This window comes from Sphingomonas sp. HF-S4, assembly GCF_032911445.1.
Taxonomy (GTDB): Bacteria; Pseudomonadota; Alphaproteobacteria; order Sphingomonadales; family Sphingomonadaceae; genus Sphingomonas; species Sphingomonas agrestis.
In genome coordinates, this window is the sequence record NZ_JAWJEJ010000001.1 from 708,096 (window position 1) to 733,987 (window position 25,892).

24 protein-coding genes and 2 tRNA genes are annotated in these 25,892 nt (G+C 66.4%); 15 read left to right on the forward strand and 11 right to left on the reverse strand.

Annotation, left to right across the window (positions count from 1 at the left end):
• Positions 1 to 13 precede the first annotated feature (13 nt).
• From grxC to RZN05_RS03110, 8 genes are all read left to right on the forward strand, one after another.
• Entirely contained in the window at positions 14 to 271 is a 258-nt protein-coding gene (gene grxC, locus RZN05_RS03075; protein WP_317225156.1) for a glutaredoxin 3, read from the forward strand.
• Positions 268 to 1,089, forward strand: a complete 822-nt coding sequence (locus tag RZN05_RS03080; protein ID WP_317225157.1) for a carbon-nitrogen hydrolase family protein — start codon at positions 268 to 270, stop codon at positions 1,087 to 1,089. The genes grxC and RZN05_RS03080 overlap by 4 nt, the downstream gene beginning before the upstream one ends.
• Positions 1,086 to 1,538: a DUF1178 family protein gene (locus tag RZN05_RS03085; protein WP_317225158.1), complete on the forward strand. Its 453-nt coding sequence runs from the start codon at positions 1,086 to 1,088 to the stop codon at positions 1,536 to 1,538. The genes RZN05_RS03080 and RZN05_RS03085 overlap by 4 nt, the downstream gene beginning before the upstream one ends.
• A gap of 34 nt (positions 1,539 to 1,572) precedes the next feature.
• Positions 1,573 to 1,649, forward strand: a tRNA-Arg gene (locus RZN05_RS03090).
• 64 nt (positions 1,650 to 1,713) lie between these two features.
• A complete protein-coding gene (locus tag RZN05_RS03095; RefSeq protein ID WP_317225159.1) occupies positions 1,714 to 2,112 on the forward strand; it encodes a hypothetical protein in 399 nt (132 codons plus the stop codon).
• Between the two features lie 112 nt (positions 2,113 to 2,224).
• The gene (locus RZN05_RS03100; RefSeq protein WP_317225160.1) at positions 2,225 to 2,467 is read left to right on the forward strand and encodes an acyl carrier protein; all 243 of its coding nucleotides are present in this window, start codon (positions 2,225 to 2,227) and stop codon (positions 2,465 to 2,467) included.
• A 1-nt stretch (position 2,468) separates the two neighbouring features.
• Positions 2,469 to 3,731, forward strand: coding sequence for a serine palmitoyltransferase (gene spt, locus RZN05_RS03105; RefSeq protein WP_317225161.1), 1,263 nt, complete (start codon positions 2,469 to 2,471; stop codon positions 3,729 to 3,731).
• A 50-nt stretch (positions 3,732 to 3,781) separates the two neighbouring features.
• Complete coding sequence (locus RZN05_RS03110; protein ID WP_317225162.1) at positions 3,782 to 5,755, forward strand: ATP-binding protein; 1,974 nt, start codon at positions 3,782 to 3,784, stop codon at positions 5,753 to 5,755.
• Between the two features lie 41 nt (positions 5,756 to 5,796).
• Here RZN05_RS03110 and RZN05_RS03115 read toward each other — a convergent pair whose 3' ends face one another.
• The 4 genes from RZN05_RS03115 to rplU form a co-directional block, all read right to left on the reverse strand.
• A complete protein-coding gene (locus tag RZN05_RS03115; RefSeq protein ID WP_317225163.1) occupies positions 5,797 to 6,384 on the reverse strand; it encodes a TetR/AcrR family transcriptional regulator in 588 nt (195 codons plus the stop codon).
• A 119-nt stretch (positions 6,385 to 6,503) separates the two neighbouring features.
• Positions 6,504 to 7,061: a GNAT family N-acetyltransferase gene (locus RZN05_RS03120; protein WP_317225164.1), complete on the reverse strand. Its 558-nt coding sequence runs from the start codon at positions 7,059 to 7,061 to the stop codon at positions 6,504 to 6,506.
• Between the two features lie 174 nt (positions 7,062 to 7,235).
• Positions 7,236 to 7,505, reverse strand: coding sequence for a 50S ribosomal protein L27 (rpmA, locus tag RZN05_RS03125; RefSeq protein ID WP_077507794.1), 270 nt, complete (start codon positions 7,503 to 7,505; stop codon positions 7,236 to 7,238).
• A gap of 25 nt (positions 7,506 to 7,530) precedes the next feature.
• Positions 7,531 to 7,914: a 50S ribosomal protein L21 gene (gene rplU / locus RZN05_RS03130; RefSeq protein ID WP_317225165.1), complete on the reverse strand. Its 384-nt coding sequence runs from the start codon at positions 7,912 to 7,914 to the stop codon at positions 7,531 to 7,533.
• Between the two features lie 258 nt (positions 7,915 to 8,172).
• Between rplU and RZN05_RS03135 the strand changes: the two genes are divergently transcribed.
• Positions 8,173 to 10,758, forward strand: a complete 2,586-nt coding sequence (locus tag RZN05_RS03135) for a TonB-dependent receptor plug domain-containing protein (RefSeq protein ID WP_317225166.1) — start codon at positions 8,173 to 8,175, stop codon at positions 10,756 to 10,758.
• Between the two features lie 68 nt (positions 10,759 to 10,826).
• Here RZN05_RS03135 and hspQ read toward each other — a convergent pair whose 3' ends face one another.
• Positions 10,827 to 11,207, reverse strand: a complete 381-nt coding sequence (gene hspQ / locus RZN05_RS03140) for a heat shock protein HspQ (RefSeq protein ID WP_317225167.1) — start codon at positions 11,205 to 11,207, stop codon at positions 10,827 to 10,829.
• A 135-nt stretch (positions 11,208 to 11,342) separates the two neighbouring features.
• Between hspQ and RZN05_RS03145 the strand changes: the two genes are divergently transcribed.
• Positions 11,343 to 11,432: transfer RNA gene (locus RZN05_RS03145), tRNA-Ser, on the forward strand.
• Between the two features lie 413 nt (positions 11,433 to 11,845).
• Here RZN05_RS03145 and RZN05_RS03150 read toward each other — a convergent pair.
• Complete coding sequence (locus RZN05_RS03150) at positions 11,846 to 12,739, reverse strand: LysR family transcriptional regulator (protein WP_317225168.1); 894 nt, start codon at positions 12,737 to 12,739, stop codon at positions 11,846 to 11,848.
• 104 nt (positions 12,740 to 12,843) lie between these two features.
• Here RZN05_RS03150 and RZN05_RS03155 point away from each other — a divergent pair, with 104 nt between their 5' ends.
• From RZN05_RS03155 to RZN05_RS03165, 3 genes are all read left to right on the forward strand, one after another.
• Complete coding sequence (locus RZN05_RS03155; protein WP_317225169.1) at positions 12,844 to 13,707, forward strand: SDR family oxidoreductase; 864 nt, start codon at positions 12,844 to 12,846, stop codon at positions 13,705 to 13,707.
• A gap of 26 nt (positions 13,708 to 13,733) precedes the next feature.
• Positions 13,734 to 14,207 carry an SRPBCC family protein gene (locus RZN05_RS03160; RefSeq protein WP_317225170.1) on the forward strand — a complete coding sequence of 158 codons (474 nt, stop codon included), beginning with the start codon at positions 13,734 to 13,736 and terminating at the stop codon, positions 14,205 to 14,207.
• Positions 14,208 to 14,677: 470 nt separating this feature from the next.
• A complete protein-coding gene (locus RZN05_RS03165) occupies positions 14,678 to 15,346 on the forward strand; it encodes a GAF domain-containing protein (RefSeq protein WP_317225171.1) in 669 nt (222 codons plus the stop codon).
• Between the two features lie 486 nt (positions 15,347 to 15,832).
• Here RZN05_RS03165 and RZN05_RS03170 read toward each other — a convergent pair whose 3' ends face one another.
• Complete coding sequence (locus RZN05_RS03170; RefSeq protein ID WP_317225172.1) at positions 15,833 to 16,306, reverse strand: Lrp/AsnC family transcriptional regulator; 474 nt, start codon at positions 16,304 to 16,306, stop codon at positions 15,833 to 15,835.
• A gap of 98 nt (positions 16,307 to 16,404) precedes the next feature.
• Between RZN05_RS03170 and putA the strand changes: the two genes are divergently transcribed.
• Positions 16,405 to 20,010, forward strand: a complete 3,606-nt coding sequence (putA, locus tag RZN05_RS03175) for a trifunctional transcriptional regulator/proline dehydrogenase/L-glutamate gamma-semialdehyde dehydrogenase (RefSeq protein ID WP_317225173.1) — start codon at positions 16,405 to 16,407, stop codon at positions 20,008 to 20,010.
• 175 nt (positions 20,011 to 20,185) lie between these two features.
• Here the strand turns inward: putA and RZN05_RS03180 are convergent, their stop codons facing one another.
• From RZN05_RS03180 to RZN05_RS03195, 4 genes are read right to left on the reverse strand one after another with little or no spacing between them, the layout of a single operon-like run.
• Complete coding sequence (locus tag RZN05_RS03180; RefSeq protein WP_317225174.1) at positions 20,186 to 21,493, reverse strand: MFS transporter; 1,308 nt, start codon at positions 21,491 to 21,493, stop codon at positions 20,186 to 20,188.
• Positions 21,494 to 21,548: 55 nt separating this feature from the next.
• Complete coding sequence (locus RZN05_RS03185) at positions 21,549 to 22,286, reverse strand: IclR family transcriptional regulator (protein WP_317225175.1); 738 nt, start codon at positions 22,284 to 22,286, stop codon at positions 21,549 to 21,551.
• Positions 22,287 to 22,304: 18 nt separating this feature from the next.
• Positions 22,305 to 23,063 carry an SDR family NAD(P)-dependent oxidoreductase gene (locus tag RZN05_RS03190; protein ID WP_317225176.1) on the reverse strand — a complete coding sequence of 253 codons (759 nt, stop codon included), beginning with the start codon at positions 23,061 to 23,063 and terminating at the stop codon, positions 22,305 to 22,307.
• 11 nt (positions 23,064 to 23,074) lie between these two features.
• A complete protein-coding gene (locus tag RZN05_RS03195; protein WP_317225177.1) occupies positions 23,075 to 24,538 on the reverse strand; it encodes an aldehyde dehydrogenase in 1,464 nt (487 codons plus the stop codon).
• Between the two features lie 79 nt (positions 24,539 to 24,617).
• On the opposite strand from RZN05_RS03195, the gene RZN05_RS03200 reads away from it, so the two are divergent.
• Entirely contained in the window at positions 24,618 to 25,805 is a 1,188-nt protein-coding gene (locus tag RZN05_RS03200) for a CaiB/BaiF CoA transferase family protein (RefSeq protein ID WP_317225178.1), read from the forward strand.
• The last annotated feature ends 87 nt before the right edge of the window (positions 25,806 to 25,892 follow it).

Here is a 25,892-nt window from a genome sequence, read left to right on the forward strand (position 1 = left end):
ATTCGAGGGACAAATGGCCAAAATCGAAATCTACACCAAGGCGTTCTGCCCCTATTGCCACCGCGCCAAGGCGCTGCTCGATTCGAAGCAGGTCGAGTATGAAGAGATCGACATCACGATGGGCGGTCCGCGCCGTCCCGAGATGATCCAGCGCTCGAACGGCCGTACCACGGTTCCCCAGGTCTTCATCGACGACAAGCATATCGGCGGATCGGACGATCTCGCCGCGCTCGATCGCGAGGGCGGACTGGACCCTTTGCTCGCGGCATGAAGGCCGCGTTGCTCCAGATGACCAGCGGGATCGATCCCGCCGCCAATGCGCGCACGCTGGTCGAGGGTATCGAGAAGGCCCGGACGGGCGGGGCGGCGATGCTGTTCACGCCGGAAATGTCCGGGCTGCTCGACCGCGATCGCGATCGCGCGGCGGGGTCGCTGGTGCATGAAGACGAGGATCGCGTGCTGGCGAGCGTGCGCGATGCGGCGGCGAAGCACGGCATCTGGGTCCATCTGGGCAGCCTGGCCGTGCTGCGCGAGGACGGGCGGCTCGCCAATCGCGGCTATGTGATCGACGATAGTGGCGCGATCCGCGCACGCTACGACAAGATGCACCTGTTCGATGTCGATTTGCCGAGTGGCGAGAGTTGGCGCGAATCGAACAGTTACGCGCCGGGCGAGCGCGCGGTGACCGTGGCGACGCCGCTCGGCGTGCTCGGCCTCGCAATCTGCTACGACCTGCGCTTCCCCGACCTGTTCCGGTCGCTGAGCGATGCCGGCGCGACGATCCTCGCGGTGCCTGCGGCGTTCACTCGGCCAACCGGCGCGGCGCACTGGCATGTCCTGCTCCGCGCCCGCGCGATCGAGGCGGCGGCTTTCGTCATCGCGGCGGCGCAGACCGGAGTGCATGAGGACGGCCGCGCGACCTATGGCCATTCGCTGGTCGCCGATCCCTGGGGCGAGTTGCTGCTCGACATGGGCGAGGGGGCCGGCCTCGGCTTTGCCGAGATCGATTCGGCGCGTACCGAAGCGGCCCGTGCCCGCGTGCCAGTGCTGGCGCATCGCCGCGTGATCCCGCCGGTGGAAGCGCTGTGATCGTCTTCGATCTTCGCTGCGGCGGCGGCCATGTATTCGAGGCGTGGTTCGGGTCGAGCGCCGCCTATGAGGCGCAGCGTGCCGGGGGGCTGGTCGCCTGCCCGGTGTGCGGCGATGGCGAAGTTACCAAGGCAATAATGGCGCCCAATATCGGCGCGAAAGGCAATCGCGCCGTATCCGCGCCTGCGTCGCCGGCATCCTCTGCACCGCCCGAAGTGATCAAGGCGGCGATGGAAATGATCGCCACGGCGCAGGCGAAGATGCTCGAGACCTCGCAATGGGTCGGCACCGGCTTTGCCGACAAGGCACGCGCGATGCACCTCGGCGAAACGCCGCCCGCGCAAATTCACGGCCAGGCGACGCCCGAGCAGGCGCAGGAGCTGGTCGACGAGGGCGTGGCCGTCGCGCCGCTACTCGTCCCGGTGGTGCCGCCCGAGCAGTGCAATTGATTCCTTTGGCCCCGCTGGCTACCAGCGGGCGCGTGGCCCGGTAGCTCAGCAGGATAGAGCAAGCGATTCCTAATCGAGAGGTCGGAGGTTCGAATCCTCTCCGGGTCACCATTTCGCGCGCCGGAACCCCAGGGGCCCGCGCGCCGTTGGAGTGGGACGCTATGAGGCAGCCAGCATGTTCCTTCCCCTTATCGTCGCGGTGGCCGCGGCATCGGAGCCCGGTGCGATGATCGACCAGGACGCCCGGACGGCGCTGATCGAGGCGGCGCGCGCGCCTGCGGCGAAGGAATTGGGCAAGGCGCCCAAGTTCAAGGTCGATTCGCTGCGCCACGAGGACGACTGGGCGTTTCTCCTCGCTACGATGCAGGAAGCCGACGGCAAGCCCTTCGACTATCGCGGCACGCCGCTCGCCGAGGCGGCGGGCGAAGGCTTCGTCTCGCGCACCTATGCGGCGCTGCTGCGCAAGCGCGGCGCGGGCTGGGAAGTCGTCGCCAACGCGATCGGGCCGAGCGATGTCGCGTGGGAAGGCTGGGCCAAGCAATATGGCGCGCCCGCCGGGTTGTTCCGCCTTTAGCGGCGATTCCCCGATCGCGGCATGGAAACGCCCGCGCGGGCTGCTATAGGCGCGCCCCACGCCCGCCGCATTTGCTTGGCAGGCGACATGCTTCACTTGCCAAGGAACGACCGTGAGCGACCGCGCCGACATCCTCGAGACCGTCACTGCCCAGATCGAGCCCTTCAACAAGAAGGGCGTGGCGCTGACAGAGACCACCACCTTCGCTGGCGACCTCGAATGGGACAGCCTGACCGTGATGGATTTCGTTGCCGCGATCGAAGACGAGTTCGACATCATCATCACGATGAACATGCAGGCCGAGATCGAGAATATCGGCCAGCTCGTCGATGCGGTCCAGAAGCTGAAGGGCTGACATGACCGACGCGCCCCAGACTGCCGACGCGCTGCCGCTCGATCCGGCGCCTGTCGCCCCCGAAACCGACCTGATGAGCAAGTTCGACGGCCTGATCGCCGAGCGCGAGCGCCTGCTCGCCAGTGGCGTGACCGATCCCTATGCCGTCGTCATGGAGCAGGTGAAGTCGCCCACCGAGGCGGTGATCAAGGGCAAGGACACGATCCTGCTCGGCACCTACAACTATATGGGCATGACGTTCGACCCGGACGTGATCCAGGCGGGCAAGGATGCGCTCGACCAGTTCGGTTCGGGCACCAACGGCAGCCGCATGCTCAACGGCACCTTCCGCGACCATATGGACGTCGAGGCGGCGCTGCGCGAATTCTACGGCACGAGCGGCGCGATCGTCTTCTCGACCGGCTACATGGCCAATCTGGGCATGATCTCGACGCTCGTCGGCAAGGGCGAATACGTCATCCTCGACGCCGACAGCCACGCCTCGATCTATGACGGCTGCAAGCAGGGCAATGCCGAGATCGTCCGCTTTCGCCACAATTCGGTCGAGGATCTCGACAAGCGGCTCGGCCGCCTGCCCAAGGAAGCCGGCAAGCTTGTCGTTCTCGAGGGCGTCTATTCGATGCTCGGCGACATCGCGCCGCTAAAGGAGATGGTCGCGGTCGCCAAGAAGCACGGCGCCATGGTGCTCAGCGACGAAGCGCATTCGATGGGGTTCTTCGGCGAGAACGGCCGGGGCGTGTACGAGGCGCAGGGATGCGAAGGCGATGTAGACTTCGTTGTTGGCACGTTCTCGAAGTCGGTGGGTACGGTTGGCGGCTTCTGCGTGTCGAACCACCCCAAGTTCGAGGCGATCCGGCTGGCGTGCCGCCCGTACATCTTCACCGCCTCGCTCCCGCCGAGTGTCGTCGCGACCGCCGCAGCGTCGATCCGCAAGCTCCGTTTCGCGCACAACAAGCGCCAGCATCTCTGGGAGAATGTCCGCACGCTGCACGCGGGGCTCAAGCAAATGGGCTTCAAGCTGGGCACCGAGCAGGCCGACAGCGCGATCATCGCGGTGATCCTCGACGATCAGGCGCAGGGCGCGGCGATCTGGCAGGCGCTGCTCGACGGCGGGCTCTATGTGAACCTCGCCCGCCCGCCTGCGACCCCGGCCGGCACCTTCCTGCTGCGCTGCTCGCTGTGCGCCGAGCATACCCCTGCGCAGGTTCAGCGAATCCTCGAAATGTTCCGTGCCGCGGGCCAGGCCGTGGGCGTCATAGGCTGAGCCGAAAGGATTAGCTTCCTTCCGAGCCTCCGGCGCCCTAAATTCATATCATGAGTGAGGGGCAGGGCATTGCATTGGAGCGCGTTCGTCGGGTGACGAACTGGCGCCTGCTGCTACTTGGGCTGCTGGCGCTGCTCGGCGTTGGCGTGCTCGTCGCGATCATCGTCCTCCAGGCGCGTACCGATCAGGAACGTGACCGCGCAGTGGCGCTCCAGCAGCACACCTATGAGGTCGTGATCCGCGCCAACCAGCTCTCGGGCGCGATCTCGGCGGCGGAGGCGGCGCTCGGGCGGTATGTCGTCAGCGCCGATCTCTCGCTCGGCCAGCAATATTCGGAGCAGTGGACGCGTGCGACGGGCGAGCTCAACCGGCTCCGGCAGCTCACCCGCGACAGTTCGCGCCAGCAGGCGCAGATTGCCCAGCTGAGCCGCGCGTTCGAGGCACGCGGCAAGGAACTTGCCGAGACGGCATCCTATTCGACCTTCAAGCGCCACAACGATGCCTGGGGCAGCTATTATCGCGTGCGCCAGAGCGCCGCGCGGCAGAATGTCGAGACGATGCTGACTCGCATCGTCGAGGCCGAACGCGTGCTGCTGCGCGACCGGACGCGCGCCGCGACTGCGCTGATCGACAATTCGAGCTTCGCCTCGCGTATCCTGACCGGCTTCGGGGTGATGATCGTGATCGGCGCGGTGCTGCTCGGTTGGCTGGCGATCGCTGCCGAGGGCGAGCGCGCCGCCGCCGACGCCGAAGCGACCACGCAACGCGAACGCGCCGCCGAGCTCCAGCTCGCGGTCGATGCCGCCACCGCCGACCTGCGCGCCGAGGCGCAGGTCCGCGCCCAGGCGGAGGCGCAGCTGCGCCAGGTTCAGAAGATGGAGGCAGTGGGCCAGCTCACCGGCGGCATCGCGCATGATTTCAACAACATGCTTGCGGTCGTTCTGGGCGGGCTCGAGCTCGCCAAGCGCCATCTCCACACCCGTGGCCCCGACGCGCAGCAGCATATCGAGAACGCTATGGAGGGCGCCAACCGCGCCGCCGCGCTGACTCGGCGCCTACTCGCTTTCTCGCGTTCCGAGCCTTTGCTTCCCGAGGCGGTCGAGGCCGGCACGCTGATCGGTGGCATGTCCGACCTGCTCGATCGCACGCTGGGCGACACGATCGAAGTGCGGACTGCGGACGCCGGGCAGCGTTGGGCGGTGTGGGTGGATCGCCACCAGCTCGAGAACGCGCTGCTCAACCTTGCAGTCAATGCACGCGACGCGATGGAAGGGCGTGGAATCCTGACGATTTCCACCGGCGGCGCGACGCTGGCGGAGAACGAAGTCGGCGAATGCCCGGCGGGCGATTACGTCACGATAGGCGTGACCGACACCGGCTGCGGCATGTCGCAGGAAGTGGCGGATCGCGTGTTCGAGCCGTTTTTCACGACCAAGCCGGTGGGCAAGGGGACCGGGCTGGGGCTCAGCCAGATCTTCGGTTTCGTCCGCCAGTCGGGCGGCGAAATCGCGATCGAAACCGCGCCGGGCAAGGGCACGACCGTGAAGGTCTATCTGCCGCGCCACATCGGCGTGGCGGCAAGCGCGGCAGCCGAGGCGCCGACGCCGATCGCCGCTGCCGACGAGCCGTTGCCCACGCGCGCGCTCGACATCCTGGTCGTCGAGGACGATCCGCGCGTGCTCGGCGCCACGGTCGGCGCGCTGCAAGAGCTGGGGCATCGCGTGACATCGTGCCCGGATCCGCTGGCGGCGCCCGATACGGTCGGCACGATGCCCGCGCTCGACCTGGTGATTTCCGACGTGCTGATGCCGGGACAGACCGGCCCCGAGATGATCGCCGGGCTCGGCGATCGGCTGGAGGGCGTCGCGGTGCTGTTCGTTACCGGGTTTGCGGGCGAAGCCGATGCCGAACTGTTCGGCGGACGCGCGGTGCTGCGCAAGCCGTTCACGATGGCCTCACTCGCTCGCGCGGTCGACGAGGCGGTGCATCAGGAGGCACGGCGCGGGGCGCAACAGGCGGCTTGAGGCTGGCTCAGTCCCCCTCCCTGCACGCAGGGAGGGGAGTTTCAGTCCGCCTTCGCCACCGAGTGTCGCAATTGCGCCACCGCAATCTCGCGCGCCCGATCGCGCGGCAGGTCGACCGCGCGCGCCATCGGTCCGCCGAGCAGTGCGTCGCCCAGCGCCATCAGCGTGAGCTGGAGCGTCTCCTCCCGCAGCAGCAGCGCGTCGGCGGCATCGGTGCTGATCTCGTCGACCAGCCGGTGGATCGCCTCGAGGATCGGGTCGAGCGCGTCCTCGTTGCCGTTGAGGATCATCCAGCTCGCCAGCGCGCCTGCGCCGCCCTTGCCGAATGCGTCGAAGGTCAGGTCGACGACTTCGCGCGGATCATGGTCTTCGTCCGCGCGCGTCCGCAGCACCGCCGCGCCGATCTGGGCGGTGACCGTCTCGGCGATGCTGGCGACCAGCGCTTTTTGCAGCCCGGCAGCCGAGCCGAAATGGTGGAGGAGATTGGCGTGGGTGCGCCCGATCCGCGCGGCCACGGCTTTCAGCGTGACTGCCTGCGGGCCGGATTCGAGCAGCAGCGCGCGGGCGGCTTCCAGCGCGGCATCGCGCGATTCTTCGGGAGACAGACGCTTGCGCACACTGGATGACATCGACCGGAATTTACTCTCGCCCCTGGAACCTCCGACTTAGGGGAGGTTTCGCCGCTACGGAAGCAGCGAATCCGCAGCGCCTTCTCCGGACGCGAGACAGGTAGGCGGCGCGACCGGAGTCACGCCGCCATGCGAGCTCGAGAATCGTTATCGGCGCTCCCAGCTTCGTCGAGGTGGATCTCGAAATGCGCCGCAGGGCCGGTTTCACCGCGACCGTGCGAGTAGAACGAGGATACCCGGCCAGTGGGGCGGAAGCCGAGCTTGCGCAGCACCCGTCCCGACGCCGGATTGTCGAGGAAATGCCTGCCCGCAACGCGCCGGATGCCCGCGGCGCGTGCTGCGCGTAGCACCGCGGCGCCCGCTTCGGTCGCGTACCCGCGGCCCCAGGCGTCGGGCGTGATCCAATAGCCGATCTCGTGCGCCTCGTCTTCGAACGGGCCGATGGCCATCCCGCCGATCAACCGCACCGTGCCACCCTGATGCTCGAAGATCAGGAACTTGGGTTCGGTGGACGATTCGAAGCTTGCCGCGAAGGTTTGCGCTGCTTCGATCGTATAGGGCCAGGGCACGACGGCGAGATTGCGCACCACGGCTTCGTGCCCGATCGCGCGCGTGAGCGTGGCTGCGTCCTCGGGCCAGCCGGGCCGCAATGTCAGTCTTTGCGTACGCACGAACATGACCAGTCTCCTCGGTCTTGTGGTGCCCCTGACGCGTCACTGTGACAGCCAGTTTGCAACCACATTTCGAGGGAGCAAAGAAAAAGGGAGCCGGGGTGACCCGTCTCCCTTTTCAGCTGGTCCGCTCGCCGGACCCGGGTCACCCTGGTGGGCAACCCGTCCGGTTACCCGATGTTATTCGGCCGCTTCCGCAATAAGGTCTACCGAGCAGAACTTGCGCCCCAGCTTTCCGACCTTGAACGACACGCGGCCGTCGGTAAGCGCGAAAAGGGTGTGGTCCTTGCCCATGCCCACGTTCACGCCCGGATAGATTTTGGTGCCGCGCTGTCGCACGATGATGTTGCCCGCGATCACGGCTTCGCTGCCGAACTTCTTGACGCCGAGACGACGGCCTGCCGAATCGCGACCGTTGCGCGAAGAGCCGCCTGCTTTCTTATGTGCCATTTGCTATACTCCTCGTGTCTCGCGATCAGGCTTCGGCAGCCGGAGCTTCCGCCGTGGCGGGAGCAGCATCGGCCTTCTTTGCCTTGGGCGCGGCCTTCTTCTTTTCTTCCTGCGCACCGATCGCGGTGATCTTCAGAATGGTGTGGTTCTGGCGATGGCCGTTCTTGCGGCGATAGTTATGCCGGCGGCGCTTCTTGAAGACGATGACCTTCTCGCCCTTCGCCTGCGCGATGATCTCGGCCGAAACGGTCAGCCCGTCGGTCGGCTTCAGCTCCGAGCCTTCGCCGGCGAGCAGGATGTCGCCCAGCGTGATCGACGAACCGGCTTCGCCATCGAGCTTCTCGACGACAATCTTGTCTCCAGCGGCGACGCGATACTGCTTGCCGCCCGTGCGCACGATAGCGAACATGGGTCTCTTCTCTAACAAAAGCATGTGCCCGCTGGGGAAAGCCCCGGCAGGAGGAAGGGCGCAGCTAAGGGAGGACGTGCCGGAAGTCAACCGCCGATCCGCGATAAACTGACGTCGCCGGCCGCTCCATGGCCGAGCCGGGTCGCGAAGAAAATCTATACCGTTCCGGAGGAGGTTTCGCATTCGTTCCGGACGGTTTCGGCGGCATGGTACGCGTTCCAGGGTAGGACGTACCTGAGGCTCCAGGAGAGTAGCCCAATGTTTGCAAAGATTTCCCCGTTCCTCGCCGGCGTTTCGCTCGTCGCCTTCGCCACTTCGGCTGCCGCGCAGACCGCCGATCCGGTGGATCCGGTCGAAGAGGTCGCCGCAGAGGACATCGTCGTAACCGGCTCGCGAGTCGCGGAACGCAGCGTCGCCAATAGTCCAGTGCCGGTCGATGTGATCGGCGGCGATGCGCTGACCAAGTCGGGCGCGACTGAGACCAACAAGGTGCTGCGCGACCTCGTCCCCTCGTTCAACTTCCCGCAGCCCTCGCTGGTCGACGGCACCGATTCGCAGCGCCCCGCCACCTTGCGCGGCCTCGCACCCGATCAGGTACTCGTGCTGGTCAACGGCAAACGGCGGCACCAGTCGGCATTGCTCAACTTGAACGGCTCGGTGGGCCGTGGCTCGTCGGCCGTCGACCTCAACCAGATCCCTGCGATCGCGATCGATCGCGTCGAGATCCTTCGCGACGGTGCGTCGTCGCTTTACGGATCGGATGCGATCGCCGGCGTGATCAACCTCCAGCTGCGCCGCAGCGAGGGCACGCGTGCCAGCGTGACCTTCGGCAAGTATGCCACGTCGATGGACGGGGTCTATGACGTGACCGGCGTCGCCAATACCGGCGGCATCCCGACCGTGCTGACTCCGGGTGGCGTTTCGAACGACATCCTCCAGCTCAACAGCGGCGACGAGCGGACGCGGCACGACGGCGACACGCTGACCCTGGCGACCAATTTCGGGCTGCCGGTGGGGGCGGGGGGCTATCTCAACCTCACCGCCCAGTTCCGTGACCGCGACGCGACCAATCGCTCGGGCGCCGATCCGCGGCGGCAGTATCTCGCCGTCGGCGATCCGCGCGAGCTTTCGATCGACCGCTTCACGCACCGCTACGGCGACGGCGAGGCGATCGACTACAACCTATTCGCCAATGCCGGCTATGAACTGGGCAATGGCTTCGAGCTCTATGCGTTCGGCAGCTATGGTATCCGCGACGCATCGGGCGGCGGCTTCTATCGCCGCGCCAACGACGTCCGCAACCGCGACTGGTCGGCATCGACCACGACGTTCGTGCCGCTCTATGCCGATGGCTATCTTCCCTACATCACCACGGAGATCGAAGACGTCTCGGGCGCTGTGGGCGTGCGCGGCGATATCGGCGGGTTCACCGGCGACCTCTCGGTGGTCTATGGCTCGAACGAGCTCAATTACGGGGTGACCAACAGCGTCAACGTCTCGCTGGGCGGCGCGAACAGCCCGCGCACCTTCGATGCGGGCGGCCTGCGCTCGGGCCAGACCGTGGTCAACCTCGATCTCAGCCGCAAGTTCGACTTCGCCGGCCTGCAGTCGTTCGGCATCGCGTTCGGCGGCGAGTATCGCAACGAGAACTACAAGATCGTCGCGGGCGACGTCGCCAGCTACATCAACGGTCCATTCTCGGCCGCGCCGTTCAACGCGGCGGGGGGATCGCAGGTGTTTCCGGGATTCCGTCCCAACAACGCTACCGACGTGTCGCGGAACAGCTGGGCGGGCTATGCCGAAGCCGATGCCGATGTGACCGACTTCTTCTCGCTGCAGGCGGCAGGCCGCTACGAGCATTATTCCGACTTCGGCGACACCTGGAACGGCAAAATCGCCGCACGGCTCGAGCCGGTGAAGGGTATCGCGATCCGCGGCTCGGCCTCGACCGGGTTCCGCGCGCCGAGCCTGGCGCAGCAATATTTCACCGCGACCTCGACGGTGTTCACCGGCGGCAACCTGATCGAGACCGGCACCTTCGCGGTCTCCGATCCGGTGTCGCAGGCGCTCGGCGCCAAGCCGCTCGAGCCCGAGAAGTCGACCAATCTCGGCGCGGGCGTGGTGTTCTCGGCAGTGCCGGGGCTCACCGTCACCGCCGACTATTACAACATCAAGATCCGCGACCGCGTGGTGCTCAGCGAATCGCTGAGCGGCGCGGCGGTGGTGGCGCTGCTTACCGGGGCGGGGATCACCAATGCGACCTCGGCGCGGTTCTTCGTCAACGGCGTCGATACGCGCACGCAGGGCGTCGACGTGGTCGCCAGCTACCGGGTCCCCGATTTCGGCGCAGGCAAGTTCACGCTGTCGGCGGGATACAACCATAACCAGACCAAGATCCTCGAGCGCGCGTCGCTACCGTCGCTGCCCGGACTGATCGTGTTCGGCCGCGCCGAATCGCTGCGCCTCACCGACGGTCAGCCGCGTGACAAGATCAACGCGTCGCTCGACTGGGATCTGGCACCGGTGGGCTTCACGCTGCGGACCAACCGCTATGGCCGGGTGCTCTCGACCGGCAGCTCGACCGATCTGGCGATACCGGCGGGGCAGGGCGTGGCGGACTATTGGCTCGAGCCCAAGTGGATCACCGACGTCGAAGTGCGGGTGCAGGCGCTGCCGGGCGTCTCGCTCGCCGTGGGTGCGGACAATGTGTTCGACGTCTATCCGACCAAGGCGCCGGCCGGCGGCGTGTTCGGCAACAACAATTATTTCCTGCCCTATTCGTCCTTCTCGCCGTTCGGCTTCAACGGGCGCTTCATCTATTCGCGAATCGCGTTCAGCTTCTGACGCGAGGCGCAAACGAAAGGGGAGCGGACCGCCCGGGTCCGCTCCCCATTTTCGTGCCGGCGCGGGACTTAGTGGGTATGCGTCGCCTTGAGCTTGTAGCGGCCACCGGCGAAATGCTCGAACAGCCCGGTGATCGCGGGATGATCGACCGGCTCGTCGCTGTCGTCGGTCACCAGATTTTGCTGGCTGACATAAGCGATGTAGCTCGATTCGTCGTTCTCTGCGAGCAGGTGGTAGAAGGGCTGGTCCTTCCTCGGCCGCACGTCCTCGGGGATCGAATCATACCATTCGTCCGAATTGGCGAAGACGGGATCGACGTCGAACACCACCCCGCGGAAATCGAACATGCGATGGCGCACCACGTCGCCGATCGCGAAGCGCGCGGAGGAGACCGGCGGCATCGAGACTGCAGCTTCGAGCGGGAGCGGGGGAACGTGGGTACGCGGCATGCGGATAATCTAATGCTTGTGCGGCTAGGTACAAGCACTGCGCTTGCAGGCTCCGATTCATTGCGCTAATGGCCCGCCCTCATCGACCGGTGCCGGCGTCGGGAAGCCCCGAAGTTCGGCATCTTAAGACCTCGCGGAGAGGTGGCAGAGTGGTCGAATGTACCGCACTCGAAATGCGGCGTGCCCTCACGGGTACCGTGGGTTCGAATCCCACCCTCTCCGCCAACTACACTTTCTCATAGCGTCTCAAGCCGTCTCAAGGACCAGGAAGCGCGCCGCAATTGGTAGTCCCTGTAGGGCCCCGATTCGCGCCCGGGAGCGACGGTCCGACCAGCCGACCCATGGCGGGGTACGGGTCTTGAACGCAAGTTCGAGACGATGACCGGCAGCATGTACAATCGGTTGCCCGTCAGGGCACAGGCTTCAATGAGTGCTGGGTCATAGCAGCTATCGAGGATCTGAGCAGGGCCTCTGGATGTGTATCCCAGCGGCTTCGGTGGTGCAGGAAAAACGCGCGGGCGTTAGTCAGCTGAAGGGGGCGGGGCAGGGGGGCGGCTTTGCTGTGTGGAAAGGCAGCTTTGCGCCCCCAACGCTGTCGTTCAGCGCAGTATCTGCAGTACCCGAGGCCTGACCTTCGCTCATTTTCCGATAAAGGCAGCCAGTTCCCCCGGATCTCCGGTTGGAAACGCCGACTTGAGGAATTCGAGAAATGCCGAAACTCTCGCGCTCAACAGGCGCCGGGATGGGTAGAGTGCCCACAACGCGATGTCTGGCCCATCGATGTCGCCCCAGTGCACCAGTGTGCCTGTCGCAAGGTCATGGCTGACCAGCGATATCGGAAGGCGTCCGGCGCCAGCCCCCGCTCGGACCGCGTCACGGTTCATGATCATCGATGACACGCTGAGAACCGGTTCGACCGCGATGCGCGACGCTCCATTCGGCGTCTTCACCTTCCAGACCGCGGTCTGGCCGAGCGATTCGCGAACAACCGCAGGCGCCGCCACACCGTCTGTCGGCCGAGCGACGGAAGGGCTCGCCACCACCACAAGCCGGTCGTGCAGGAAGGCGCGGCCGACAAGGCTTTCGTCCGGCTCCGGATTTACGCGGATCACCAAGTCATAGCCTTCCTCGATCATGTCGACCGGTCGATCCTCGGTCGTCACTTCAAGTCGCACCTCCGGGAACCGCGCGGCGAACCCGGCGGCGAGCTTTCCCATCGCGATCTGCGAGAACAACAGGGGCGCGCTGATCCGCAATCGCCCGCGGGGCGTGTGTCCACCCGAAGCGATGGCCGCCGCGGTCTCGTTTAGCTCGGTGAGCAACGCGCCCGTTCTCTCGTGGAGCGCGCGTCCCTCCTCGGTCAGCTTGAGCATGCGTGCGCCCCGCTCGAACAGCCGCACGTCGAGGCCGGCCTCCAGCTCCGAGACCCGGCGGGACAATGTCGCCTTGGGCCGCCCGGCGGCGCGCGCGGCGCGTCCAAAACCGCCGTGGCGTGCGACGAGGTTGAAATCGGCGAGAGCAAGCAGGTCCATATGTTCCACCAGTGAGACGCTGTATCCAGATATAGCCTCTATTGGTCCGGGTGTGGATCGCTAATTTCCGGAAATGCCATTTGGCATTCATCAGGAGTGACCCCATGACAATTCTCGTTACCGGCGCTACCGGCCAAGTCGGACGCCAAGTCGCCGAGCAACTCATCCACCGAGGTGCCGATGTGCGCGCGCTCGTCCGCGATCCGGCGAAGGCGAACCTCCCGGCGGGCGTTGCCGTCGTTCAGGGCGACCTGCTCGACATCGACTCCCTGCGCGGCGCATTCTCGGGCGTTTCGACGCTGTTCCTGCTCAACGCGGTGGCCCCCGACGAATTCACGCAGGCGCTCATCGCGCTCAATCTCGCCCGCGAAGCCGGCATCGAGCGGATCGTCTATCTGTCGGTGATCCACAGCGATCTCTACGTGAACGTCCCGCACTTCGCGGGCAAATTCGGCGTCGAGCGCATGATCGAGCGGATGGGCTTCAACGCCACCATCCTGCGCCCCGCCTATTTCATCCAGAACGACCTCACCATCAAGGACGTGGTGACGGGTTACGGCGTGTACCCGATGCCCATCGGCGGCAAGGGACTCGCGATGATCGATGCGCGAGACTTGGGGGAGATCGCCGCGATCGAACTCGTCCGCCGCGAACAGGCGAGCACACCGCTTCCGCTCGAGCGGATCACGCTCGTCGGTCCCGATACCCTGACGGGTGCGGACGTCGCCGCGATCTGGACCGATGTTCTGGGACGCCCGATCGCTTACCCGGGCGCCGATACCGTTGGCTTCGAGCAGAATCTGCGGCAGTTCGCGCCCCATTGGATGGCGTACGACATGCGCCTGATGGCCGAGCGCTTCCAGACCGAGGGGATGATCCCCGCCGCCGGCGACGTCGAGCGCCTCACTGCGCTGCTGGGCCGTCCCTTGCGCACCTACCGCGAATTTGCCGCCGAAATCGCGGCCTGAAGCAACGCACGACAAGGAGATCCCTGATGATCTATTCGACCGCCACCGTCCCGGTGAACCCCGAGGGCGAGATCAGATTGACCCGTGCGCAAGCCTGGGCCGGTCTCGAGCTAAAGGCCCGCGACGCGCGCCTGTTCCTTCCGCCCGGCCTCTGCACCCGTTGCGATGTCGTGGAGGAAAGCGCGACTCATTTCGTCCGCGAAGCCACGATCGGCGGCGCCGATCTGCGAGAGATCGTAGTGCTGGAACACGAGCGCAAGATAACCTTTTTCCAGGCCGCCGGCCTGCGCGAAGGCGCGATCGTCAACGAACTCTACGAGGATGGGGCCGGCGGGCTTCAGCTGCGCTTCTATTGCTATCTCGGCCTGCGCGGCAAGAAACCGAACGGCCCTGAAGAGCAGGCCGAGCAAACACAGTTCGACAGCGAAAATGGGTATAAGGCCGCGCTGCTATCGACGCTGAAGCGCACCCGCGAGCTGCTCGTAGATGGCACGCTCTGAATCGTCGCGGATCCATGAACGGCGCGACTTCGGCTTCAGTGAAGTCGCGCCGTTCATGTCGGTTATGCGCCCAACGTCTGTCATTCAGGGTCCGCAGCGGCGCCCGAAAGCGGACGTACGTTCAGCTCGATGGCGAACGGCAGCTATCGCCCCAAATAGCTGACATCGGCCTGCGCTGGTTGTCAGTTGCTACATCTCACCTCGGCTTCGCCTTTGGCATCCTCCGCCACGCGCAGTCGCGACCGCCATTGCCTAGGCTAAATGCGTTGCTTTCAGGTAGATCAGGCCAGAACCTGTAAAGATATGTCGCTATAGACAATGCTTTCTCCGTTGATTTCCAAATCAGATGAGATGGTCGTCCTCACCTTGATTTTCGTCAATGCGGAGAAACGGCCCAGGCTAGATGGTCTGACGTTCCTTGCGCGGCGAGGTGGTTTCATCATATTATCCTAGTCGGTGAACTCATGCACATGAACCGGGATGTTGATCTGGAAAGATTTGCCGAAGCGCGCCGTCAGGTACGCGTGTTGACGAGCGGCGTATTCGGGATGCGGGGCGATGCCGAACTCTCCCAGATCGTTGAGGAAGCCGCCAGAGCGGCGCGCTTTCCTTACGCGGCGGTATCCATTGTAGATCAATCTCGACTTTGGCTTGCGGTCGCCTATGGCTTCGATCCCAGGGAATTCACGCGACCGGACAGCTTTTGCGACGCGGCCATCCAGGTTCCCGGATTTACGCCGTTATGCGTGTCGGACGCATGGCTTGAACCACGCTTCAAGTTTGCACCCGCGGTAATCGAGATGAACGTGCGCGCCTATTACGCGGCGCCCCTGGTCACCAGCGACGGGTTCGCGCTCGGGACGCTGTGTCTTCTGGACCAGAGGCCGCGAACCGTGGATCCCGGAACACTCAGGTTGCTGACCTCTCTCGCAAACGACGCTTGCGCCGTCATCGATCGCGAGCCCAACGCAGTGGCTCATGCCCAGTATGCGATTGCTGAGATTTCCACACGCATACGCTTCGCGATCGCCGAGCGGGATGATGCCATGGTGGCACTGCTCGACGAGGAGCTTCGCCGGCTGGAAGCGAAGCTGACCCCGCATTGGGATAAAGATGTTTCCGCATCCCGTTCGCCGTAGCGAGGTGTCAACTGTCTGATTGTACAGTAGTCGACCACCCACACAGACGAATGCCGCTCGGCAATGCTGGGAAAAGCCGGTTCGAGACCTCGCCAACTTTGCGTCCGTCTGAACCAAGGGGGCGATCCCGTGTCAGGCGCGGTGGCGAAGCAAGCCGCCCGGCGTTTCCAGAGCGACGGGCGGCAGTGCCTCAAATGCCGGCTTGGCGAAATAGAAGCCCTGAATATAGCGTACTCTGATCGAACTGAGCGCTTCGAACTCGGCTGCTGTTGGGCGTGGAACTGATATGACCATCCTCCACGTTGATCCCTAGAATTGGCACTGCGCACAGGCTCGCGAAATTGGAAGTATTCGAGCGCGAAAACGATGGTTGTCCCCTGTAGGGTGCCTGATCCAGACGGAGCCCCCTTATGCCTGATATTCAAGGGTTACGGGCGTGGTTTGGCGGGCACCCTCTCCGCCACTTCCGCTTCAAGGCGCCGGGCCTCAACCGCGCACCGTCTCGCGGATCGTCTCCATCGAGATGTAGGTCGAGGTGCTCGCGACGTGCGGCAGGCTCGAGATGCGCTCGCCCAGCACGATCCGGTATTTGCGGATGTCGGCGGTGCGGACCTTGAGCAGATAATCGAAATTGCTCGCGATCATATGGCATTCCTCGACCTCGGGAATGCGGCGCACCGCGGCGTTGAACTCCTCCAGTGCCTTTTCGCGCGTGTCCGAGAGCTTCACTTCGGTGAACGCGACATGGTCGAGCGCCAGCTTGGCGGGGTCGATCAGTGCCGTGAAGCCCAGGATCACGCGATGGTCGATCAGCCGCCGCAGCCGCTGCTGGCACGGCGTCTTGGACAGGCCGATGCGCTGGGCGAGCTCGGTGACGGTGATCCGCCCGTCCTCGCGCAACACCTGGAGGATTTTGCGGTCATACTCGTCCAGATCGACTGGATTGGCGGCATTTTCCATGCGTTTCGACTTTCAGCGCGCGTAATATCGATCGACTGTGTATCAACCCTCGCCAAACTAAGACAGATCGACTTGCGGCAATCTGCTATGGCGGATTCATGCCCAATCCCCCGAGCTTCACTGCCTTCGCCCCCCCGATCCGTTCCCGCACGCCGCTGCGCGAGACGATCACTCAGGCCTATCGCCGCGCCGAGCCCGAATGCCTGACGCCGCTGATCGAGGCCGCGACGCTGCCCGTGCCGATCCGTGCCGCGGCGGAGCAGACCGCGCGTGATCTGATCGCCGCACTGCGCAAGGAAGGCACCAAGAGCGGCGTCGAGGCGCTTGTCCAGGAATACAGCCTCTCCAGCGAGGAAGGCGTGGCGCTGATGTGCCTCGCTGAGGCGCTGCTGCGAATCCCCGATGACGCGACGCGCGACGCGCTGATCCGCGACAAGATTGCCGATGGCGACTGGCGCGCCCATCTGGGCGGCAGCCGTTCGCTGTTCGTCAACGCCGCGACCTGGGGGCTGGTGGTCACCGGCAAGCTGGTCGACAGCGCCGACGACAAGGGGCTGGGCGCTGCGCTCACCCGGCTGATCGCGCGTGCCGGCGAGCCGGTGATCCGCCGCGGCGTCGATCTGGCGATGCGGATGATGGGCGAGCAGTTCATCACCGGCGAGACGATCGCGGAGGCGCTCAAGCGCGCGCGCAAGGAAGAGGCGCGAGGCTTCGGCTATAGCTACGACATGCTCGGCGAGGCCGCGGCGACCGCGAAGGACGCGGCGAGCTATTTCGACGACTACACCCAGGCGATCCACGCGATCGGCAAGGCGGCGAACAAGCGCGGGATCTACGACGGCCCTGGCATCTCGATCAAGCTCTCGGCGCTGCACCCGCGCTATTCGCGTGCGCAGGCGGACCGGGTGATCGGCGAACTGCTGCCACGCGTCCAGGCGCTGGCCGTCCTCGCCAAATCCTATGACATCGGCTTCAATATCGATGCCGAGGAGGCGGACCGGCTCGAACTCTCGCTTGACCTGCTCGAATCGCTCGCGCTCGATCCGGCGCTTGCCGGGTGGAACGGGCTCGGCTTCGTCGTCCAGGCTTACGGCAAGCGCTGTCCGTTCGTGATCGACTGGATCGTCGACCTTGCCAAGCGCGCCGGGCGGCGGATCATGGTGCGGCTGGTCAAGGGCGCCTATTGGGACGCCGAGATCAAGCGCGCCCAGGTCGACGGGCTCGCCGACTTCCCGGTCTATACGCGGAAGGTCCACACAGACGTGGCGTACATCGCCTGCGCGCGGAAGCTGCTCGCGGCGAAGGATGCGATCTTCCCGCAATTCGCGACGCACAACGCGCTGACGCTGGCGACGATCTACCAAATTGCAGGGCCCGACTTCGCAATCGGCGACTATGAGTTCCAGTGCCTCCACGGGATGGGCGAGCCACTCTATCGCCAGGTCGTCGGCGCCGACGGGCTCGGCCGGCCGTGCCGCATCTATGCGCCGGTGGGGACGCACGAGAGATTACTCGCCTATCTGGTCCGCCGGCTGCTCGAGAACGGGGCGAACTCGTCCTTCGTCAACCGCGTCGCCGATCCGGACGTGTCGATCGACGAGCTCGTGGTCGATCCGGTCGAGGCGGTGCGCGCGATGCCGCAGCCCGGCGCCAAGCACGACGCGATCGCGCTGCCCGCCGATCTCTATCCCGATCGCCGCAACTCAAAGGGCATCGACCTGTCGAACGAGAGCGCGCTCTCGGCGCTGAGCGACGCACTCAAGGAGAGTGCGGAAGTGAAGTGGCGTGCCGAGGCGGGCGAGGGCACCGAGCGCCAGGTGCGTAACCCGGCCGATCATCGCGATGTCGTCGGCAAGGTGGTGGAGCTGGCCCCTGCGGCTGCCACTGCCGCGGTGGCCCGTGCCGCGATTTCGGGCTGGGCTTCGGTGCCGGTCGAGGACCGCGCGGCGATGCTCGAGCGCGCCGCCGATGCGATGGAGGCGCGGATGCCGGTGCTGATCGGCCTGACGATCCGCGAGGCGGGCAAGTCCGCCGCGAATGCGATCGCCGAGGTGCGCGAGGCCGTGGACTTCCTGCGCTATTACGCAGTCCAGGCGCGGACGCTCGGCGATCGGCAGCCGCTCGGCCCGGTGGTGTGCATCAGCCCGTGGAACTTCCCGCTGGCGATCTTCACGGGCCAGGTCGCTGCGGCCTTGGTCGCGGGCAATCCGGTGCTCGCCAAGCCTGCCGAGGAAACGCCGCTGATCGCCGCCGCGGCCGTGCGCCTGCTCCATGACGCCGGTGTCCCCGCCGATGCGCTCCAGCTCGTCCCAGGTGATGGCGCGATCGGCGCTGCCTTGGTCGGCGCGGCCGAAACCGCCGGGGTGATGTTCACCGGCTCGACCGAAGTCGCGCGGCTGATCCAGAAGCAGCTTTCCGAACGCCTCTCGGCCGAGGGCAAGCCGATCCCGCTGATCGCCGAAACCGGCGGGCAGAATGCGATGATCGTCGATTCCTCGGCGCTCGCCGAACAGGTTGTGGGCGACGTGATCGCCTCGGCGTTCGACAGTGCGGGCCAGCGCTGCTCGGCACTGCGCATCCTCTGCCTCCAGGAGGAAGTCGCCGAGCGCACGCTGGCGATGCTCAAGGGTGCGCTGGAGGAGCTGCGTGTCGGCAATACCGAGCGGCTCGCGGTCGATATCGGCCCGGTGATCACTGCCGAGGCCAAGGCCAATATCGACAAGCACATCGCGGCGATGCGCGCGCGCGGCCACCGCGTCGAGCAGCAGGCGCTGCTCCCCGAGACTGCGCACGGCACTTTCGTGCCGCCGACGATTATCGAGATGAACGACCTTTCCGATCTCGAGCGCGAAGTATTCGGCCCGGTACTCCACGTCATCCGCTACAAGCGCGACGGGCTCGATGCGCTGATCGATGCGATCAACGCCACCGGCTATGGGCTGACCTTCGGGCTACACACCCGGCTCGACGAAACGATCGCCGAGGTCACTGGCCGGATCAAGGCGGGCAACCTCTACATCAACCGCAACGTCATCGGCGCGATCGTCGGCGTCCAGCCGTTCGGCGGGCGCGGGCTTTCGGGGACCGGGCCCAAGGCAGGCGGGCCGCTGTATCTGCCGAGGCTGGTGCGCGACGCCGCCCCGACCATGCAGGGCGATGCCGAGGTGGATTCGGCGCTCGCCGACTTCGCCGCCTGGCTCGAGGGGAAGGGCGACAAGGCGGCGGCGATGCTCGCGCTCCAGCTCGATGCCGCTTCGCCGCTTGGCCGCGAAGTCGAGCTTCCCGGGCCGGTGGGCGAGCGCAACCTCTATGCGCTGCATCCGCGCGGCACGATCCTGCTCGCGTCGGTGACCAACGCCGGGCTGTTCCACCAACTCGCCGCGGCGCTGGCGACCGGCAACGACGTGCTGATCGAAGGCGACGCCTCGGCACTCGCCGATGCGCCGGCCAGCGTGCGTGCGCGGATTGGAAAAGATGCCGGCCATCTCTCCGGCGCATTGGCCGAAGGCGAAGGCGAGCAGGTCAAGACGCTGCTCGCGAAGCTAGCCGCGCGGCCGGGCGCGGTGGTGTCGGTCCAGTCGGCTTCGAGCGAGGCACTGGCGCGGCCCGATGCCTACAGCCTCGCCTTGCTGATCGAGGAGGTATCGATCTCGATCAATACCACTGCGGCCGGCGGCAATGCCAGCCTGATGATGCTAGGCTAACCTTACCTAATTCCCCTCCCTGGAAGGGAGGGGCAAGGGTGGGTTTAGCGTCGGACAGGGCTCGATGCCCTGACCGGCGCTTTGGTACTTGGCGATGAATCTTTTGGCGCGCAGACGCGCGCACCCACCCCCAGCCCCTCCCTTGCAGGGAGGGGAGGTTCTGGGCGCGTGGGCGCTACTTCGCGGCCCGCGGCAACAGCACGATCATCGCCGCGGCGATCAGCCCGCCGATCCCCATCACCAGCGACACGGTAAGCAGCCCGCTGCCGCTCGCGAACAGCGCCCCGGCGACCAGCGGTCCCGCCGCCGATCCGCCGCGGCCGATGCCGATGACGAAGCCGGTCCCGCTCGCGCGCAGGGCTGCGGGATAGGTCTGGGCCAGCAGCGGGTACATGCCCACCACGCCGGCGTTGACGAAGAACCCCGCGCACGCGACCGCCAGCGACATCGCGGTCAGGTCGCGCATCCCCAGCCCAAACACCCCGATCGCGGCGAACCCCACCAGCATCGCCCCGCCGACCAGCGGCCGGATCGGCACGCGCTGGCTGGCGAGGCCGATCGCCAGCGCGCCGAGCAGATTGCCGACATTGGCGGCGACCAGCACATGCCCCGCCTGCGCCGCGTCGAACCCCATGTCGACGACGATCTTGGGCACCCATTTCTGGATGTAGTAGAACAAGGTGATCTGCGCGAAATAGGCGAGCGTCAGCAGGATCGTCGGGGTGCGATAGTCGCCCGAGAACAGCGCGAGGATCGAGGGCTTGGCCTGGACCGGCGGCGGCGCGGGGAGGTCGGCGATCGGCGCGCGGCCCAACCGGGCGAGCGTGCGGTTCACCCCTGCCAGCGCGTTTGCCGGCCGGCGGGCGATCAGCGAGTCGATCGATTCGGGCAGCAGGAACCAGGCGAGCGGCAGCGCGACCACGGTCATCGCGCCGCCGAACAGGAATACCGAGCGCCAGTCGCCGCTGCCCGCGAGCAGTTCCGAGGCGACCAGCCCGCCCAGGATCGCGCCGGTCGAATAGCCGGCAATGTTGAGCACGACGTTGAGCCCGCGGCGGCGATCGTTCGAGAATTCGGCGACCATCGCGCTGGTCGCCGAGAGCATCCCGCCGATCCCGAGGCCGGTGAGCAGCCGCACGCCCGACAGCATCGCCACCCCGGTCGCCTGCGACGCGGCTAGCATGCCGACTGCCATCACGCACAGGCAGGCGAGGATCGTCGGGCGCCGCCCGATTCGATCGGCGACGTTGCCGATCAGCACCGATCCCGCGGCCATCCCGAACAATTCCATCGACAGCACGACGCCGAGCATCGCCTTGTCGATCTTCCATTCGGCGGCGATGCCGGGGGCGGCGAAGCTGATCGCCAGCACATCGAACCCGTCGAGCGCGTTGAGCGCGATGCACATCGCGACCACGGCGATCTGCGCCCAATGCATCGGCTGCGCGGCGAGCGCCGCGCGCACGTCGGTTTGCTCGGTCATGTCATTCCTCTCCGGAGGGGGCGCCCGTGCCTGCATGGGCCGGGCATTTTGGGTATCAGGGTTTGCGCGCGCTCACATGCCGCGCGACGATCGCGGCGAGGGCAGGGCGCTGCTCGAGGCAGCGCGAGACCGGGCCGACCACGACGATCGACAGCCGCCGGGCGGGCAGGTGCAGGGGCAGCGCCACGCCGGCGAGATCGGGGGTGTATTCCGAATTGCTCTGGTGGAAGCCGCGCGCGGCCGCCTCGGCGAGATCGGCCTCGATCCGCTCGGGGTCCATCGGCGTGGTCGCCGAATAGGCGGTGAAGTCGATCTTCCGGTAGAGGTTCTGCCGCTCCTCGGCGGGCATCTGCGCGAGCAACGCGCGTCCGGCCGAGCTCGCGTGGATCGGCACCCGGTCGCCGACCTGCGCGAAATAGCGCACCGGCTGGCGCGATTCCCGCACCGCGACGAACATCGCATGGATGCCCGCGGGCGCCGAGATCGCCACGGTCTCGCCGGTCTCCGCCGCCACGTCGCGGAGCAGGCGTTGCAGCTCGGCCGGGAGCGGATCGCCATGCGCGACCTTCTCGGCCAGCTCGAGCCAGCGCGGGCTCGGATAGTGTCCCCCTCTCGCATGGGGCTCGTAGAGATAGCCCAGGCTCGCCAGCGTGCCGACCAGCTTGAACGCGCTCGATCGCGGCCAGCCGAGATCGTCCGCGATCTCCGCCGCAGTCGCGGGGCGTTGCCGCTCGGCGAAATATTCGAGGATCTGCAGCGCATTCGCCGCCTGCCGAACGATCGGGTTGGTCATCGCCCATCTAGGCCATGCTCAGCGCGCGGTGAAGCCGCCATCGACCGGCAGCGCCACGCCGGTGACGAAGCTCGCTTCGTCCGAGGCCAGCCACAATGCCGCGTCGGCGACTTCGCCTGGCTTGACCAGCCGCCCCATCGGCACCGCGCCGACCACCTTGGCCTCGTTCGCTGCGGCCTCGGCGGGGTCGCCGCTGCGGCCGGTGAAGCCGAGCTTCATCGGCGTGTCGGCGAGGCCCGGACACACCACGTTGACGCGGATGCCGTCCGCCGCCAGCGCCAGCGCCAGCGACTTGCCCAGGCCGACCACGCCGAACTTTGCCGCCGAATAGATCGGGCTCATCATCGATCCGACCAGCCCCGAGATCGACGACGTGAAGATGATCGATCCGCCGCCGCGCTTGCGCATGTGCGGCGCGACCCGGCCAGCACCCAAGGCCGCGGACGTGATGTTGAGGTCGATCGCCTTGCGATAGGCCGTCATGTCGAGATCCTCGACCGACGCGGGACCCGGCATCCCGGCATGCGCCCACAGGATGTCTGCGCCGCCCAGCGCCGCCACGCCCTGGTCGATGCTGTCCAGCGCGCCCTGCTCGGTCGCGAGATCGGCGGCGATCGTGTGGACGCCTTCGAATTCCGCGGCCAACGCCTTCAACGCTGCCGGATCGATGTCGATCGCCGCCACCTGCGCGCCTTCGCGCACGAAGCGTTCGACGCCGGCGCGTCCCATCCCCGAAGCGGCGGCGGTGACGATGGCGAGCTTGCCCTGCAGGCGCATGATTCTGGTCCTCAGTTCGCGAAGGGATCGGCGAATTTGCCGGTGGTCGAGACGATCGTGGTCTTGGTCTCGAGATAGTCGTCGAGCGCATCCACGCCGTTCTCGCGGCCCCAGCCGCTCGACTTCACCCCGCCATAGGGGGTGGACCAGCGGATGTAGCGATAGGTGTTGACCCAGACCATGCCGGCCTCGATCCGCGCCGCGACGCGGTGCGCGCGGCCGACATCGCCGGTCCACAGGCCGGCGGCGAGGCCATAGGGCGTGCCGTTGGCGATCGCGACTGCCTCGTCCTCGCCGTCGAACGGAATGATCGCCGCGACCGGCCCGAAAATCTCTTCCTGCGCGATCCGCATGTCCGCGCCGACGCCCGCGAACACGGTGGGCTCGACGAAATAGCCGTCGCCCGCCAGCTGCGTCCCGCCGGTGACCAGCTCGGCGCCTTCGTCGCGGCCGATCGCGATATAGGACAGCGTCTTGTCGAGCTGCTGCTGGTGCGCCTGCGGCCCCATATGCGTCGCCGGATCCATCGGATTGCCCACCCGGACGCGCCCGGCATTGCGGCGGAAGCCCTCGACCACCTGGTCGTAGATCGGCCGTTCGACCAGGATGCGCGAGCCCAGCGCGCAGCTCTGCCCGCACAGCGCCCAGGCCGATCCGGTCGCGGCGTTGAGCGCGTTCTCGATATCGGCATCGGCGAAAAGGATGTGCGGCGCCTTGCCGCCAAGCTCGAAGCTGAACTTCTTGAGCGTGTCGGCACCGGTCTTGAGGATCGTCTTGGCAGTCTCGCCCTCGCCGGTGAAGGCCACTTTATTCACCCCTGGATGCGCCACCAAGTGCGCCCCCGCCGTGACTCCGTCACCCGGCACGATGTTGATCACGCCCGGCGGGAACCCGGCTTCCTCGAACAGCCGGCCCAACGCCAGCGACGAGGCCGGAGTCTGCTCGGCGGGCTTGAGCACCACGGTGCACCCTGCCGCCAGCGCAGGGCCGAGCTTCCACGCCGCCGCCATCAGCGGCACGTTCCACGGGGTGATCGTCCCCACCACGCCCACCGCCGAGCGCGTGGTGAAGGCATGGACGCTGTCGTCCATCGGGATCGTGTGCCCGCCTTGCTTGTCGGCGAGCGAGGCGAACCAGTGATAATATTGCGCGTGCATGCCGATATCGCCGCGCGATTCGCGGATGGCCCGGCCATTGTCCTGCGTCTCGATCCGCGCGAGCGCATCGACCTGCGTCGCGTAGAGATCGGCGAACTTCCGGATCAGCGCGGCGCGTTCCCACGGCGCCATCCGGCCCCAGCGTCCCTCGAACGCCTCGCGCGCCGCGGCCACCGCGCGGTCGATGTCCCTGGGCCCGCCATAGGCCACGTCGCCCCAGGGCTTGCCCGTCGCGGGGTCGATGCTCGGGCGGACGCCGCCGTCGATCGGCGCAACCCATTCGCCGCCGATGAACAGCCGGTCGAAACGATACTCCACGCACACTCTCCGATTTCTATTTGTGGACATAACTGTCCTCATATGGAAATCAGTGTCAACGAAAATCGGGAGGGTCGCCGTGCTGCCGCTGTTGAAGGGTATCCGTGTCGTGGAAGTGGGCGCGGTGGTGCTCGGGCCCTATGCCGGGCAGATCCTCGCCGATCTCGGCGCCGAGGTAATCAAGGTCGAGCCACTGGAGGGGGACATCGCCCGCCATGCGCATCCCCAGGGGGCTGGCGGCGGCGCGCTGTTCGTCAACAACAACCGCAACAAGCGGATGCTCGCGATCGACCTCAAGCGTCCCGAAGGGCAGGCGGCGCTGGCGAAGCTGCTCGGCACGGCTGACGTCCTGTTCCACAATATGCGGCTCGACGCAGCCGAGCGGCTAGGCCTCGGGCCGGATGCGGTGGCGGCGATCAATCCGCGGATCATCCATTGCTCGGCGACCGGGTTCGGCCGCGGCGGGCGCTATCGTGACCGCCCGGCATTCGACGACATCATCCAGGCCGCGAGCGGGCTCGCCGGGCTCGGCGCGCTCCAGGCCGGGACGCCGCAGTTCGTCCCGACGATCGTCGCCGACAAGGTCGCGGCGCTCCATGCGGTCTACGGGATCCTGGCGGCCCTCGTGTCGCGCGAGCGGGGCGGGGAGGGACCGTTCCGCGTCGAAGTCCCCATGTTCGAGGCGATGGTCGCCTTCCTGATGAACGAGCACCTGTCCGCCGCAACCTTCGCCGAAGAGGGCGCGCCGGGCTATCCCCGGCTGCTTTCGCCCGATCGCCGCCCGTTCCGCACCGCCGATGGCTGGATCGCGGTGCTGCCCTATACCGAGGCGCAGTGGCGGCGTTTCGTCGAAGAAATCGGGCGCAGCGACGTAGTGATGCAACCCTGGTTCGCTGCGCCGCAAACCCGCCAGGCGCATGTCGGTGAGCTTTACGCGATCCTCGCCCAGAGCCTGACCGCACGCACCACCGATGCGTGGATCGCTGCACTGGAAGCAATCGACGTCCCGTGTTCGCGCATCGCGATGCCCGCCGACCTGCTGACCGACCCGCATCTGGCCGAGATAGGTTTCTTCGATGTGCCCGATGGTTTCCCGGAAGGCGTGCGCCGCGCGCTGCCCCAGCCGGTGCAATTTCCTGGCATCGCGACGACCGGCGACCTGCCGCCGCACGCGCTCGGCGCGGACAATCGAGCGGTGCTTGCTGACTGCGGCTATGACAACGCGGCAATCGATGCGCTTATCGCGGCGGGTGTGATCGCGAGTTGAGCTGCGGAGTTCCGGACCAGAGCACTGAACCGCGGAGTGGAGCGAGTAGGCGCCACATGCTTAGCCCCGATTTAGTGCTACGGCTGC

What these genes read in the sequence shown, in the direction of transcription:
- grxC (WP_317225156.1), top strand. Translation starts at nt 14, where the DNA reads ATGGCCAAAATCGAAATCTACACCAAGGCGTTCTGCCCCTATTGCCAC.
- RZN05_RS03080 (WP_317225157.1), top strand. Translation starts at nt 268, where the DNA reads ATGAAGGCCGCGTTGCTCCAGATGACCAGCGGGATCGATCCCGCCGCC.
- RZN05_RS03095 (WP_317225159.1), top strand. Translation starts at nt 1,714, where the DNA reads ATGTTCCTTCCCCTTATCGTCGCGGTGGCCGCGGCATCGGAGCCCGGT.
- spt (WP_317225161.1), top strand. Translation starts at nt 2,469, where the DNA reads ATGACCGACGCGCCCCAGACTGCCGACGCGCTGCCGCTCGATCCGGCG.
- RZN05_RS03110 (WP_317225162.1), top strand. Translation starts at nt 3,782, where the DNA reads ATGAGTGAGGGGCAGGGCATTGCATTGGAGCGCGTTCGTCGGGTGACG.
- RZN05_RS03115 (WP_317225163.1), bottom strand. Translation starts at nt 6,384, where the DNA reads ATGTCATCCAGTGTGCGCAAGCGTCTGTCTCCCGAAGAATCGCGCGAT.
- RZN05_RS03120 (WP_317225164.1), bottom strand. Translation starts at nt 7,061, where the DNA reads ATGTTCGTGCGTACGCAAAGACTGACATTGCGGCCCGGCTGGCCCGAG.
- rpmA (WP_077507794.1), bottom strand. Translation starts at nt 7,505, where the DNA reads ATGGCACATAAGAAAGCAGGCGGCTCTTCGCGCAACGGTCGCGATTCG.
- rplU (WP_317225165.1), bottom strand. Translation starts at nt 7,914, where the DNA reads ATGTTCGCTATCGTGCGCACGGGCGGCAAGCAGTATCGCGTCGCCGCT.
- RZN05_RS03135 (WP_317225166.1), top strand. Translation starts at nt 8,173, where the DNA reads ATGTTTGCAAAGATTTCCCCGTTCCTCGCCGGCGTTTCGCTCGTCGCC.
- hspQ (WP_317225167.1), bottom strand. Translation starts at nt 11,207, where the DNA reads ATGCCGCGTACCCACGTTCCCCCGCTCCCGCTCGAAGCTGCAGTCTCG.
- RZN05_RS03150 (WP_317225168.1), bottom strand. Translation starts at nt 12,739, where the DNA reads ATGGACCTGCTTGCTCTCGCCGATTTCAACCTCGTCGCACGCCACGGC.
- RZN05_RS03155 (WP_317225169.1), top strand. Translation starts at nt 12,844, where the DNA reads ATGACAATTCTCGTTACCGGCGCTACCGGCCAAGTCGGACGCCAAGTC.
- RZN05_RS03160 (WP_317225170.1), top strand. Translation starts at nt 13,734, where the DNA reads ATGATCTATTCGACCGCCACCGTCCCGGTGAACCCCGAGGGCGAGATC.
- RZN05_RS03165 (WP_317225171.1), top strand. Translation starts at nt 14,678, where the DNA reads ATGAACCGGGATGTTGATCTGGAAAGATTTGCCGAAGCGCGCCGTCAG.
- RZN05_RS03170 (WP_317225172.1), bottom strand. Translation starts at nt 16,306, where the DNA reads ATGGAAAATGCCGCCAATCCAGTCGATCTGGACGAGTATGACCGCAAA.
- putA (WP_317225173.1), top strand. Translation starts at nt 16,405, where the DNA reads ATGCCCAATCCCCCGAGCTTCACTGCCTTCGCCCCCCCGATCCGTTCC.
- RZN05_RS03180 (WP_317225174.1), bottom strand. Translation starts at nt 21,493, where the DNA reads ATGACCGAGCAAACCGACGTGCGCGCGGCGCTCGCCGCGCAGCCGATG.
- RZN05_RS03185 (WP_317225175.1), bottom strand. Translation starts at nt 22,286, where the DNA reads ATGACCAACCCGATCGTTCGGCAGGCGGCGAATGCGCTGCAGATCCTC.
- RZN05_RS03190 (WP_317225176.1), bottom strand. Translation starts at nt 23,063, where the DNA reads ATGCGCCTGCAGGGCAAGCTCGCCATCGTCACCGCCGCCGCTTCGGGG.